14 protein-coding genes and 2 pseudogenes are annotated in these 13,668 nt (G+C 34.3%); 14 read left to right on the forward strand and 2 right to left on the reverse strand.

Translation table 11 applies throughout. The features are described from left to right. Positions 1-156 precede the first annotated feature (156 nt). From O1A01_RS13225 to O1A01_RS13290, 14 genes and pseudogenes are all read left to right on the forward strand, one after another. Entirely contained in the window at positions 157-543 is a 387-nt protein-coding gene (locus tag O1A01_RS13225) for a DUF302 domain-containing protein (protein ID WP_066418422.1), read from the forward strand. Between the two features lie 438 nt (positions 544-981). Further along, the gene (locus O1A01_RS13230) at positions 982-1,245 is read left to right on the forward strand and encodes a metal-sensitive transcriptional regulator (RefSeq protein ID WP_066418419.1); all 264 of its coding nucleotides are present in this window, start codon (positions 982-984) and stop codon (positions 1,243-1,245) included. A gap of 87 nt (positions 1,246-1,332) precedes the next feature. Further along, the gene (locus tag O1A01_RS13235; protein ID WP_066418416.1) at positions 1,333-1,812 is read left to right on the forward strand and encodes a DsrE/DsrF/DrsH-like family protein; all 480 of its coding nucleotides are present in this window, start codon (positions 1,333-1,335) and stop codon (positions 1,810-1,812) included. Between the two features lie 43 nt (positions 1,813-1,855). Then, a pseudogene (locus O1A01_RS13240) lies at positions 1,856-2,207 on the forward strand (rhodanese-like domain-containing protein). A 14-nt stretch (positions 2,208-2,221) separates the two neighbouring features. Continuing rightward, on the forward strand, positions 2,222-2,518 hold the full coding sequence (locus tag O1A01_RS13245; RefSeq protein ID WP_066418413.1) for a rhodanese-like domain-containing protein: 297 nt from the start codon (positions 2,222-2,224) through the stop codon (positions 2,516-2,518). A 54-nt stretch (positions 2,519-2,572) separates the two neighbouring features. Beyond that, on the forward strand, positions 2,573-3,148 hold the full coding sequence (locus O1A01_RS13250) for a sulfurtransferase TusA family protein (RefSeq protein WP_066418408.1): 576 nt from the start codon (positions 2,573-2,575) through the stop codon (positions 3,146-3,148). 11 nt (positions 3,149-3,159) lie between these two features. Next, the gene (locus O1A01_RS13255) at positions 3,160-3,408 is read left to right on the forward strand and encodes a glutaredoxin family protein (RefSeq protein WP_066418407.1); all 249 of its coding nucleotides are present in this window, start codon (positions 3,160-3,162) and stop codon (positions 3,406-3,408) included. Further along, a complete protein-coding gene (locus O1A01_RS13260; protein ID WP_066418406.1) occupies positions 3,405-3,800 on the forward strand; it encodes a DsrE/DsrF/DrsH-like family protein in 396 nt (131 codons plus the stop codon). Before O1A01_RS13255 ends, O1A01_RS13260 begins: the two co-directional genes overlap by 4 nt. 52 nt (positions 3,801-3,852) lie before the next feature. After that, the gene (locus O1A01_RS13265; protein ID WP_270064323.1) at positions 3,853-4,986 is read left to right on the forward strand and encodes an MBL fold metallo-hydrolase; all 1,134 of its coding nucleotides are present in this window, start codon (positions 3,853-3,855) and stop codon (positions 4,984-4,986) included. A 121-nt stretch (positions 4,987-5,107) separates the two neighbouring features. After that, positions 5,108-5,335: a sulfurtransferase TusA family protein gene (locus O1A01_RS13270; RefSeq protein ID WP_066418396.1), complete on the forward strand. Its 228-nt coding sequence runs from the start codon at positions 5,108-5,110 to the stop codon at positions 5,333-5,335. A 198-nt stretch (positions 5,336-5,533) separates the two neighbouring features. Beyond that, positions 5,534-5,725: a hypothetical protein gene (locus O1A01_RS13275; RefSeq protein ID WP_066418394.1), complete on the forward strand. Its 192-nt coding sequence runs from the start codon at positions 5,534-5,536 to the stop codon at positions 5,723-5,725. A gap of 185 nt (positions 5,726-5,910) precedes the next feature. Then, positions 5,911-7,557, forward strand: coding sequence for a SulP family inorganic anion transporter (locus O1A01_RS13280; RefSeq protein ID WP_270064324.1), 1,647 nt, complete (start codon positions 5,911-5,913; stop codon positions 7,555-7,557). Positions 7,558-7,581: 24 nt separating this feature from the next. Further along, positions 7,582-8,124, forward strand: coding sequence for a carbonic anhydrase (locus O1A01_RS13285; RefSeq protein ID WP_270064325.1), 543 nt, complete (start codon positions 7,582-7,584; stop codon positions 8,122-8,124). 1,569 nt (positions 8,125-9,693) lie between these two features. Further along, positions 9,694-10,455 carry a polysaccharide deacetylase family protein gene (locus tag O1A01_RS13290; protein WP_270064326.1) on the forward strand — a complete coding sequence of 254 codons (762 nt, stop codon included), beginning with the start codon at positions 9,694-9,696 and terminating at the stop codon, positions 10,453-10,455. A gap of 388 nt (positions 10,456-10,843) precedes the next feature. Here the strand turns inward: O1A01_RS13290 and O1A01_RS13295 are convergent, their stop codons facing one another. After that, positions 10,844-12,289, reverse strand: coding sequence for a carbon starvation CstA family protein (locus O1A01_RS13295; RefSeq protein WP_270064327.1), 1,446 nt, complete (start codon positions 12,287-12,289; stop codon positions 10,844-10,846). A 606-nt stretch (positions 12,290-12,895) separates the two neighbouring features. Next, positions 12,896-13,410, reverse strand: a pseudogene (locus tag O1A01_RS25465) (SDR family NAD(P)-dependent oxidoreductase). Between the last annotated feature and the right edge of the window lie 258 nt (positions 13,411-13,668).

A 13,668-nucleotide genomic window follows, 5' to 3' on the forward strand; every position in this document is an offset into this window, starting at 1 on the left:
TTATAAATAAAATACCTGATATGAAAAAAAGCATTTGGTGAATGTAAGAGAATTCTAAAAGCAAATTAATTTTAGCAATTCTAAATGTTATTTCTTTGAAACGAGCGATTAAGTTATTTCAATTGATATGAAATAGACTCAGGGAGGAAGATAATTATGTTTGATTATACGGCTGTTACAGATAAAAATATGGAAAAAGCAATTAAAAGTCTGGAGGAAAGCTTAAAAGAAGAAAAATTTGGTGTTTTATGGAGTTTTGATCTTAAGAAAAAGTTCCAGGAAAAGGGTCTAGAATTCCATAAAGAGTTTAAAGTGCTCGAAGTATGCAACCCACATGAAGCACAGAGAGTGTTAAATGAAAACGAAATGGCTGGATACTTCTTGCCTTGTAAAATAGTTGTTTATGATGACAACCATGGAAAAACGAAAATTGGGATGCCCAAACCAACAGCACTCATTAGTCTTCTGAATGATGAAAAGATGAAACAATTTGCTCAGGATATTGAAGATCGGCTAATTAGTTGTATAAATAGTAGTATTTAAATTAGTAACAATAGTTCTATATAAAAAATAATAAAATAAGCCTCGAATATCGATGCTATTTTATTTTCTTTGAAAAGGAAACACCTATTCCTCAGTAGACGGCATTTATCAACCACTTTCAATATGTATTGATCTACCCACTCTATTATTTAATCTAGTTGACATTATACCCATATGGGTATAATATAGTACTTGTTAATGTTGTTCCTTTTATCGACAAAGGAACAATCAATATTCCAACTGCCTATCTTAAGAGAAACTTTAATGAAATTCCAAACATGTAGTTGTATCAGGCATACTCGAAAAAATTATTGGAATTCACTTTTTAAGACAAAGGGGTTTTCGGGTCGTCGGATATAGAATAGCTGATCATAACAAATTACCCTTTAAGGAAAACTTTTTAAAAATAGAAACGAATGGTTAAAGGGAGGTAAGGACATGGATTATAATGATCAAATTAAAAATAGAGTAAAACGGGTTGAAGGACAGTTAAGAGGAATTTTAAGAATGATGGAAGAAAATAAGGACTGCAAAGAAGTCATCACCCAGTTATCTGCAGCAAGAACAGCCATTGATCGTACAATTGGGGTTGTGGTTAGTTCTAATTTAGTGGATTGTGTACGTTATGCAGAGCAAAGTGGTGAAAAGAATACTGAAGAACTAGTAAGAGAAGCCGTAAATCTGCTTGTGAAAAATAGATAAAAAAAAGGGTTGACACCCTCTTTTATTTTAGTTATTATCATACCCATAGGGGTATTAGTAAAATATTAACTGAGGAGTGATAAAATAATGACAGAAAACAAAAAAACAACAATTGTATTATTTAGTGGAGATTATGATAAAGCAATGGCAGCGTATATTATTGCAAACGGTGCAGCTGCCTATGATCACGAAGTAACCATTTTCCATACATTCTGGGGATTAAATGCTTTACGAAAAGATGAGAATATTGAAGTAAAAAAAGGTTTCATGGAAAAAATGTTTGGAAAAATGATGCCAAGAGGCGCAGATAAGATGGGGCTATCCAAAATGCACTTTGCAGGTTTCGGTCCTAAAATGATTAAAGATGTGATGAAAAAACATAATGCAATGCCACTACCAAATTTGATCGAAATGGCAAAAGAGCAAGATATAAAGCTTGTTGCGTGTACGATGACAATGGATTTATTAGGGCTACAAAAAGAAGAGCTTTTGGATAATATCGAATATGCAGGGGTTGCTGCGTATTTAGCTGATGCAGAAGATGGTAACGTGAACTTATTTATCTAAATCAGTTAGGGGAAATTTCCCGTTCATGAAGGAGGGACTAGGTTTGGAATATCTAAATTATTTAGTGATTGCACTTTTTCTATTTTTTATCATAAATCGAATAATCCCGGACAAAGGTGTTAGACAGATTTCAACATCAGATCTAAAAAATGAATTAAAAGATAAGAATAAACAATTTGTCGATGTCCGAACTCCAGGGGAATAGTATTAGAGGATTTAAAAATCTCCCAATTCATCAGCTTGCACAAAAAGCAGAGAAGGAGCTGACAAAAGACAAAGAAGTAATTGTCATTTGTCAAAGTGGAATGAGAAGTCAAAAGGCTAGTAAAATGCTTAAAAAATTAGGATTTACAAAAGTGACGAATGTAAAGGGGGGTATGAGCGCCTGGAGATAAAGGGAGGAAAAAGAATGAAGCAATTAACTGCAAAAGAAGTAGAAATTTTACTGTTAGAAGGTAAACCATTAAACTTAATTGATGTTCGTGAAGTAGATGAAGTTGAGACTGGAAAAATTCCAGGAGCCATTCATATTCCACTAGGATTATTAGAATTCCGAATGCATGAATTAAGTAAGGCTAAAGAATATATCATGGTTTGTCGGTCTGGTGCACGAAGTGCTCGGGCATCTCAATTTCTTGAAAGTCATGGATTTAATGTGATTAATATGTCAGGCGGGATGCTTGCATGGGAAGGCGAAACTAAGTAAATTTTTTTAATTAATAAAATACCCATCAAGGTAAAAATAGGAGGCTTTTATATTATGGAATCATTAAAAACAGACTTTTTATTAGATGCAAAAGGGTTTGCTTGCCCAATGCCAATCGTGAAAACAAAAAAGGCAATGAATGATTTACAAGCTGGTCAGGTCTTGGAAGTTCAAGCCACAGATAAAGGGTCAAAAGCTGATATTCAAGCTTGGGCGAACAGTGCTGGTCATCAGTATCTTGGGACAATCGAAGAAGGAGAAGTACTAAAACATTATCTAAGAAAATCATCTAATGATGGTTTAATTGAAAGAAAACATCCTAATGTAACTAGCAATGAAGAACTTGAAAAGAAGCTAGATGCTAATGAAAACATCGTGGTTCTTGATGTAAGAGAATCAGCTGAATATGCATTTAACCATATTCCTAATGCTATTTCTATTCCTTTAGGAGAACTGGAAGAGCGTCTAAGCGAATTAAACACAGATGATGAAATTTATGTGGTATGCCGAACAGGAAACCGCAGTGATCTTGCTTCTCAAAAATTAGCTGAAAAGGGTTTTGCTAATGTGGTTAATATAGTTCCAGGCATGAGTGCTTGGACAGGAAAGAAGGAAACTTTAAGCAAATAGGAGGTATTAATATGAACACAGTGACAGTCTATACTACTACACGTTGCCCATATTGTGTTATGCTAAAGAACTTTTTAGTAGATCAAAATATTCCTTTCAAAGAGATAAATGTTGAAACCAAACCAGAGATAATGAACCAACTTGTAAACGAAACAGGGCAAATGGGAGTGCCTCAAACAGAAGTTAATGGTAAGTGGGTTGTTGGCTTTGATCCAAATAATATTATGTTGGCATTAAAAACTGGGAGGAATGAGGAATGAGTAAAAAAGTAGCAATCATCGCAAGTAATGGTGGATTATTTGATGCATATAAAGTGTTTAATATTGCAACAGCAGCTGCAGCGACAGATCAAGAAGTAGCTATTTTCTTTACATTTGAAGGGTTAAACTTAATTCATAAAGATGCATACAAGCAGCTTCCTATGCCAGAGGGTAAAGAACACTTTGCAGAAGGCTTTGCAAAAGCTAACGTTCCAGCAATCCCTGAGTTAGTGGAAATGGCACAAGATTTAGGAGTTAAATTTATTGGTTGCCAAATGACAATGGATGTTATGGGATTAGAAAAAGAAGCTTTTGTAGATGGCATCGAAGTCGGTGGAGCAGTAACATTTTTAGAGTTTGCAAAAGACGCGGATGTAACATTAACATTCTAATCAACTTACAAAAATTTTTTAACTATAATAATACCTAAGGGGGTAATTGATAATGGCAGTACGTAAAATGTTAGCAAAAGAAGTAACGGATAAGGTGTTAAATAAAGAAAACTTATTTATTTTAGATGTTCGTAATGTGAGTGATTTTAACGATTGGAAAATTGAAGGTGAAAACTTCGAGTATTTAAATGTTCCATATTTTGAATTACTTGATGGAGTTGAAGGGATTTTGTCAAAACTTCCATCAGATAAAGAAATTTTAGTCGTATGTGCAAAAGAAGGTTCATCTATGATGGTAGCGGAAATGCTTTCTGATGAAGGGATTGATACAGCTTACTTAAGCGGTGGAATGAAGTCCTGGAGTGAGCATTTATATAAAGCGAAAGTTTATGAAGATGAAGATATTAAAGTTTATCAATTTGTACGAGTAGGAAAAGGTTGTTTATCTTATATGGTTGTTTCAGATGATGAAGCATTAATCGTAGATCCAGCACGTTTTGTGGATGAGTATATTGAAGCTGCAAAAGAAGATGGCGCAAAAATAACCCATATTGTTGATTCACATCTACATGCAGATCACATTTCCGGAGGGAAAGAATTAGCAGATAAAACAGGTGCTTCGTACTACCTTATGAAAAGTGAAGGGGCAATCTTTGATTTCAAACCGTTTGAAGAACATGAGAAAATTGAATTTAAAAATATTGAATTAGAAGTGCTTGCAGTGAAAACACCTGGACATACACCAGGAAGTGTATCATTTTTTGTGAATAAAAAATTATTATTCTCTGGTGATACTATTTTCGTAAGCGGGCTAGGCCGTCCTGACTTAGGAAATAAAGTAAGAGAATGGGCAAACGACTTATATAACACTGTGTTTAATAAAGTATCTGAAATTGCAGATGATGTGATCGTATTGCCAGCACATTATGCTGACTTTGACGAAGAGCTGAATGCAGAAGGTTACATTGGGGATACGTTAGGAAATATCCGTACACGTAATGAGAAAATGTTCAATGCAACAAGAGAAGATTTCTTAAACGATGTTGAAAAATCAGCAAGTTCTGTAAAACCACCTAACTTTGAAGAAATTATTATGATTAACCGTGGTGTTCAAGAAGCCGATGTTGAAAGAAAGCAAGAATTAGAAATTGGTCCAAACCGTTGTGCAGTCCATCATACGGACTGACCCTCATAAGCATGTCATGCGCTTAAGAAGACTCCTGTACTGAAGGACAGAGTTTGGGTACAGTTAGAGGCAATTTTACAGTCAAGTTTAACAGAATTCAAAAATAGGGAGGGTACAACAAATGAATGTCAATAAAACTTTAGACGCAAAAGGTTTAGCTTGTCCGATGCCTATTGTAAAAACGAAAAAAGCAATGAATGAATTAGCGTCTGGAGAAGTTTTAGAGATCCATGCAACTGATAAAGGGGCTAAAAACGACCTGACAGCCTGGGCAAAATCAGGTGGTCATGAATTTCTAAAAGTTCAAGAGGATAACGGTATATTTAAGTTTTGGATAAAAAAAGGCTGAGGGTATCATCAAGATACCCTTTTCTTAAAAAGAAAACTATATTAATTCAATTATAGGATTAGCCAAAGTTTTCAAATTTAACTAGGGAAAATTATATTTTTACTAGTTTGTAGGATTTAGTTTTTCCATAATAAGTAATTGGTACCCTATTCATTTCCGGAAAAATCGTTTCATGTAAACAAGGAAGAGGTGAATATTGTGGGAAATCTTATCAAAAGGCTTACGGAAGATCGTTGTCCAGTTTGTGGAAAAAAGTTGGTAATTTCGGATGAAAAATGGATGAAAAGTATGTATGTCAAGTCATGTCCTGAAGGTCATATAAAAAAAGAGGTTTATCCACATTTGCAAACTACTATTGAATATAAGAAAAATAGTCTAGGGCATAGATAAAGTTCACTTTATATAAATTTCAGTCTAATTGAAAGCGTTTTCTTACTTAAGGCGAAGCCTTGCCGTGGGCAGAGGTTCTCGAAATGATCATGAACACAGTTGAAGGCAGACAACGAAGAAAGCAAGCGTTTGTCAACAGCCTGAAATCTAATTGTAGAATTCGTATTTAAAGGGGGGAAGAGATCATGTTAAAAAAACTGATCCCGTCTATTGATTGGCTAGGTCATTATAACAAAAATGATTTAAGAGGAGATTTATCAGCTGGTCTAATTGTAGCTATTATGTTAATTCCTCAAGGAATGGCTTATGCGATGTTGGCTGGCTTACCTCCTGTTATAGGATTGTATGCTTCAACGATCCCTTTGATTATTTATGCACTATTTGGATCTTCTAGACAATTAGCAGTTGGACCAGTTGCGATGGTTTCACTTTTAGTATTTACAGGTGTGTCTCAACTTGCAAAACCAGGGACAGATGAATATATTGCATATGCACTGCTACTCGCTTTGATGGTAGGTGTGATCCAATTAGTATTAGGACTTTCCCGCCTAGGCTTTCTTGTTAACTTTTTATCACATTCTGTTATAAGTGGGTTTACATCTGCAGCTGCAATCATCATTGGTCTTAGTCAGTTAAAAAATCTATTAGGAATCGATATTCCGAAAGGTTCGATTTTTGTTATCATAAGTAATGCAATTATGAAAGTCAATGAAATAAATATGGTAACATTTTTAATTGGCCTAGGGAGTATTATCATTCTTATATTACTTAAAAAAATGGCACCTAAATTTCCAGCACCATTAGTTGTTGTAGTTTTGGGTATTTTAGTAGTTCGTTTTCTTCAATTAGACCAAGTTGGTGTTAAGATTGTTGGTGATATTCCGAATGGAATACCAGCATTTTCAATTCCAATGTTTAATATAGAGGCAATTACGGCTTTACTACCGATTGCATTGACGATTTCATTTGTCAGTTTTATGGAATCTGTCGCAGTTGCAAAGTCAATTGCCAATAAAGAAAAATATAAAATTAATGCAAATCAAGAGTTAAATGGTTTAGGCCTGGCAAATATCTTTGGGTCATTTTTCTCTGCTTTTCCAGTTACAGGAGGATTTTCAAGGACAGCAGTAAACTATCAAGCAGGAGCTAGAACAGGTCTTGCTTCTATTATTACAGCAGTATTAATTTTTATTACGCTTCAATTCTTTACAGGGTTGTTTTACTTTCTTCCTCAAGCTGTATTAGCAGCAATTATAATGGTTGCTGTGTATGGATTAATTGATGCAAAGGAAGCAGTTCATTTATTCAAGGTAAAAAAAGCAGATGGATGGACATTACTAATTACTTTTATAGCAACTCTTACATTGGGGATTGAACAAGGAATACTAGTTGGAATCGGTGTATCCTTACTGCTGTTTATTTGGAGAAGTGCATATCCTCATATAGCTGAATTAGGATATCTTAGTGATCAGAATGTTTTTAAGAATGTGAAGTATTATCCAAATGCCAAAACATATGAGAACTTGTTAATATACCGAATAGATGCATCGTTATATTTTGCGAACATGGCATTTGTTGAAGAAAAACTTCAACAAGCTATCCTTGAAAAGGCAAACATTAATAAAGTCATTCTAGACTTTTCGGGGGTTAATTCAATGGATGCTATTGCGCTTGACGAATTAACAAAAATCATAGAAGGCTACAAAAAATCTAAAATAGAGTTTTATATTGCTGGAATCAAACAACCAGTCTATGAACTTTTTAGAAAAGCTGGATTAGATAAAAAGTACGAGGGCAAAATTGATTTTCTGTCTGTAGATCAGGCTCTTTGAAATGTAAAACTGTGGGGTGATCTCATGAGTAAGCAAATAATGGCTGATAACAATCAAGGGTTTGTTAATAGTATATTAAAAGAGGATCCTCATTATTTTGAAAGATTAAAAGAAGGGCAATCACCAGAGTACTTTGTAATAGCTTGTTCTGATTCCAGGGTCAGTCCTTCTATTGTTGCTAACATGCCACTGGGGAGTATGTTTGTTCACCGAAACATTGCAAATCAAGTTACTGATGATGATGCAAGCTTGAATGCAAGCTTGTATTATGCACTAAAGCATTTAAAAGTAAAAAAAATAGTTATTAAAGGGCATACTAGCTGCGGGGGGATAACAGCTGCTTGTAGCGGTAATAACGAAAAAGAGTTAAAGAGTTGGATTTCAAAAATAAAAAAAGGATTACCAGAAACATGTAATCTGTCTGAACAAGAGCATTCCAGACAGAATATATTACAACAAATAGAAAATTTAAAAAGTCATCCAGTTTACAAAAAATATGGGGAAGGCATTGAGGTTATTGGCTGTCTGTTCCATGTTGAGACAGGAAAATTAGAAAGAATTAATTGATCCAGCAAAAAATGAGTATGCCAAAAAACCTTCCATTTTCCAATTGGAAGGTTTTGTTTTGCTTCCCTAGATGTGTTTTCTAAACTATATTTCGAAAAGTCGTTTTACTTCTCAATAATGCATAAATCCAATGTAAGAGCTTATTCGCACAAGCGATTATTATAATGGACCCATAAAACTAGACACCAAGAAAGGAAATTCAATCCATCCAACTAAAGAGTATCCTTTTCACAGGAGAACCTGTCAAGGGTAAAGGCATGCACTCGCAAGCTCGCCTTTGACAGAACCACCTCTGAAAAGGAAGTTTCAATTAGGATGGATTTCCTCAAAAAATGTTGAGGGTCAACCTTCCCTTATGGCAATGAGAGTACCTCTTACTCTTATTTCCATTTTAGCTCTTATAAAGACTATAAGACCGACCCCACCTTATTTATTGAAAAAAGTGTCTTGACGATGGAGTCCGCCATATATGGCTAATCCAAAAGGCTTTCCTTTTTCTCGTTTTTTGTCGTAAACTTTTCTTAATCTCTTATTTCTAGAGATAATCTCATGACTTGTTTCTTTACGTTTTGTATAGAGAATAATCTCAATTATAATTTTCCCGTAAATAAATCCTTCAAAGATGTATGGTAATATAAATCAACTAATGGTTCAAAGTACCTTGAAGAGTGCTTGATTTTCAAAGGGACATTGAATTTAAAAATAAAAAAAACAGTTGAACAAAGAGATAAGAACAACGTAGGTAGAGGACGTTTAGTAAATAAATGACTGTATACAAACATCTTAACGTATAGTAATCCTGACCATAAAACATTCCAACCGTGAGCATATAGAATTAAGTGCTTTTTGTGAATCAAATATTCAACAACGGTACTTATTATAGTCCACCGTATGAAATGAATAAATTGTTTAAACAGGGTATTTGGCATTTTGCTTAAGAATACGAGCACTAATAGTGGAGTTATTATTAGTGTATGGACTGTTCTAAGAAAAAACCAATTTACTCTATAAGGAATAAACTCCCAAACGAGATGTCTTCTACATAGTAAATAATATATTGCATTAAATGAACTAACATAAACCATATTTTTATAATACTTAGGAACCTCACGCCAAGAATTACTGAAAATGGATACTAATATAACGCTTAGTATCAAAACGATATGCCTATTTCTAACTTTTTGTTTCTTTCTCATTTTAAACTCCTTTATAAAGTTAAAAACATTAATAAGAGGTTTCCCTAAATAGACACTTTTACTTATAAAGTAACTGGTAAATAATTAAAAGTGAGGGATATGTATGAATAAGAACCCGATCGAGCATGTATTAGGAACAAGAGTAAAATTAATTGAATACATATTCGCTTCAATTTAAACACCGACATTCCTATTGCCTCAACGTAGCTTTATTTTTGATTTAAAATTGGCAACTTTGATTTACTCGTTATCGGTTATTCGAAAAATCAACAATCAAGTTAAACAGTGCCAGATTAAAAAATTGACAAGTGGATGGATATAATGACTGCGTTTAACTCAATACTAAGGTAAGTATTAAAAAGAAGGGAATGACATGTTTTATAAACGTTGTTTTCTTATTATACAAGGTTTTTTTATCTTATTTGTGGGGCTAGCTTATTCCACTAATTCAGCTCAGGCTTCAGTAGCATACCCATTACAAGCAAAATATTCAAATACAATGCTTTATAAAGCACATACTAATCAAAAAGTGATTGCACTAACTTTCGACGATGGTCCAGACACTCGATTTACTCCCTTGATTTTAGATGTTTTGAATAAATATGATGTAAAAGCTACCTTTTTCTTATTAGGGACACGAGTGCATACCTATCCTGATATCGTAAAACAAATATATAGTAAAGGGCACGCAATTGGTAATCATACTTATTGGCATCCCAAACTAACGGACACAGATGTAAAAAGTATGATATGGGAAATTGAAAAGAATGAACAAGAAATTTATTCGGTTATTTGTATTAAACCTGAATTGTTTCGTGCTCCATATGGGGCTATAAATGAAGACCAGGTCAGACAATTGGAGAAAATGGGGTATCGTGGTATAGGATGGTCTGTAGATTCGCAAGATTGGAAAAGCCTACCGGCAAACGTAGTAAAACAAAAAGTGTTGGATTCTATTCACCCTGGAGCTATTGTCCTAATGCATAATGCCGGACATTGGACACAAGACTTAACAGGAACAGTAAAAGCCTTAGATGAACTTATTCCATATTTGAAGAAGGAAGGATATATTTTTGTTACCATTCCAGAACTTTGGTTATTAGAAAACACTAATGAAAAGGAATTCCCTAAATAATTGTAAAGTAAAACACATAGAAGCTTAATGCTGGAAAATGAAGGTATATTCGGTCATTTAAAATAGGATTTTTGTTTCGGAAGGATTCTTTCAACTAATAATTTGAGCTACTTTTTAAGTATTACTTTGAACATCCCACTTAAAAAACCCAGCCACCTTTCACATGAAAAATTGAGCTGGGTTTTTTATTTATTTACATCCAATCATTTATAGAACTATTCTAATAAGTTTAGTCAAAAATAGCGACTATTCATTGTTTAGTAATCGTAATTATGTAAAACAAACAGGAATAACCCCGTTTTTTTAAAAAATTTTAAAACTATTCTCCATTAAAGGATCATGCTATAATTTCCAAAACTGAAACCTTTTTGATTCGGCCTTGCACATCTTATGTTGCTTTATTAGGTAATTCTATATCTGCAGATAAGTTTTCTCCCCGGTTTTTGTTCCCTTTCCAGAAGAATATAGCAGCAAACAGAATGGTCATGACAATTCCACCGAGATGTGAAACTTGATAAGATAAGCCAAAACCAAGATTGCTATCATATAAAATATAGGTTAAGACCATATCCGTTATGAATAGTGCTGGTACAAGAGAGACAACATAATTCTTCCTCTTCACAAATAAATACATGGTACCAATCCAAAGAGCAAGTGCTGCAGTACCTTGGTTAGCAAATGAGAAGTAACGCCATAAAAGATTGAAATCAATGGTTGTTAACCAATAGGAAATCACAAACATTGGAATTGCAATAGATAAACGTTTGATAGCCTTGCCTTGGTCCATTTTAAGATAATCGGCAAGGATATTTCGTGCTGCACGGAATGCAGTATCGCCTGATGTAATAGGTAACACAACTACACCAAGTACAGCAATCGTACCACCAACTGCACCAAGTAAGGTCGTAGTAACTTCACCAACCACAAGGGAAGCCGTACCTTCATTAATTAAACCCTGAAGAGTTTGGCCATCAAACATACTCATGGCAGCAGCTGCCCAAATCATGGCAATCACACCTTCTGTAACCATCATACCGTAGAAAATATAACGCCCTTGTTTCTCATTTTGAGTGGTTCTAGAGATAAGTGGTGATTGCGTGGCATGAAAACCAGATAAGGCACCACAAGTAATCGTTAAGAATAAGATTGGAAAAATCGGCAGGTCAGCTGGATGTATATTGGTTAAAGATAATTCAGGAATTTTATATCCTGCAAATAATAATCCCACACCAACCCCCATTGTACCAAGTAATAAAACTGCCCCAAAGATCGGATATACCCTTCCAATGATCTTATCAATGGGAAGAATCGTAGATAAGAAATAATACACAAATATAAGTAAAATAATTATGATTAAAGCGACCCTGCCATCGATTAAGTTATACAACAATGCTGCCGGCGTACTAACAAATACAGTACCAACCAGCAATAATAAAAGCATAGCGAAAACATTTACTAAATGCTTTGAAGCATTCCCTAAAAACTTCCCGGCAAGTTCTGGAATGTGAGCACCCCGATTCCGAATGGAAATCATTCCAGTTAGGTAATCATGTACAGCCCCTGCAAAAATAGAACCCAACACAATCCATAAAAAGGCGACAGGACCATATAAAGCCCCCATGATCGGACCAAAGATGGGCCCTGTTCCGGCAATATTCAATAATTGAATTAATGCATTTCTTTGTTTGCTCATTGGCAAATAGTCAACACCATCTTGATTCACATAGGCTGGTGTTGGCCTTTCTTCATCAGGTTCAAATATTTTTTCAACAAATTTTCCATATGTGAAATAAGAAATTACCAATGCAACAAGTGCCATTAAAAATGTAACCATTCTGAAATCACCTTTCCTCCATTTTAATTTGTAATTTGTAATTAGTTTTACCATTATCTGCGAAAAAACAATTACATTATTGTATTTTTCTAAAACCGTTATAAGACACACTTCACCAATGCACTCGTCATAAATGGAAGTAGAAAGCGAGTTCGGTCATATCAAGTGCAATCGGTCGGTCGTTCAGAAAATTTTTATTACGAGGATTCGACAAGGTAAATATCGAGTTTGGAATTGTGGCATTAGCCCACAACATCTAGAAAGTAGCCGGAAATCTCAAGCTACTTTCAGATAATAACCGAAAAAATATAAAGGCAAGTGTAGAAAAACAGGTCGTTTTTCTACACTTGCTTTATTTAGATGGACTTATCAGACAACCCTCCCAAAAACTAGATATCAATTAAGTGAATCTCAAGGATTTAAATCTTCTCAAATACACTTATTAAATGAAACTTACTCCCATAATGTCCCCTCATTCCTTGAATCGATTCCGTACCCCCTATAATGACTGCTACTTTATTTTGTAATTTACTCTTGTCCATACACACTCTCTCGTTTATAAAAGATCATCATTTGTTATATTGATATTTTATGTTAGATGTAAACTTATAACGTTCCCATACCACCGTCTACTCTATACTGAACGCCCGTAATAAATGCACTTTCATCTGAAGCAAGAAATAAAACTAAATTAGCAATATCACTGGATTCACCATAACGGCCTAATGGAATACTTTGCGCTAATGTTTCTTGTTCTACGTTCAATCCTTCTTCTAAAGAACGCATCATTCTTGTATTAACAGGTGAGGGATGGATTGAATTCACACGTACATTAGCACTTGCTACTTCAATCGTTGCTGCTTTTGTTAATCCAACTACTGCATGTTTCGAAGCAATATAAGGTGATACACCAGAACTACGTTTAATCCTGCTACTGACGAAGTGTTGATCACACTACCATAACCTTGTTTAGTCATGACTGGTAAAACATATTTCAAATCTAAAAATACTCCACGTACATTGACACTAATTACTTTATCAAAATCCTCCATTTTTTGATTCACAAGAGGAGCAACTTTTCCTTCGATTCCTGCATTGTTAAAGAACACATCGATTTTCACAAATGTTCAACTGCTTTTTTAACATAACTTTCTACATCGGATTCTTTTGAAACGTCAGCTTGGAACTGTAAGTACCTCACCAAATGAGTCTAGTTCTTCTTTAACTTTAATAAGTGAATTTTCAAATAAATCTACTAAAATAACTTTTTAGCTCCTTCTTTTAGAAATCTTTCTGCTGTTACTTTACCAATGCCACCTGCTCCCCCTGTAATTACTGCAACTTTTCCAGATAGTCTTTCCTTGATGTTACAACCTCCA

It is taken from the genome of Sutcliffiella sp. NC1, from assembly GCF_027594365.1.
Taxonomy (GTDB): Bacteria; Bacillota; Bacilli; order Bacillales; family Bacillaceae_I; genus Sutcliffiella; species Sutcliffiella cohnii.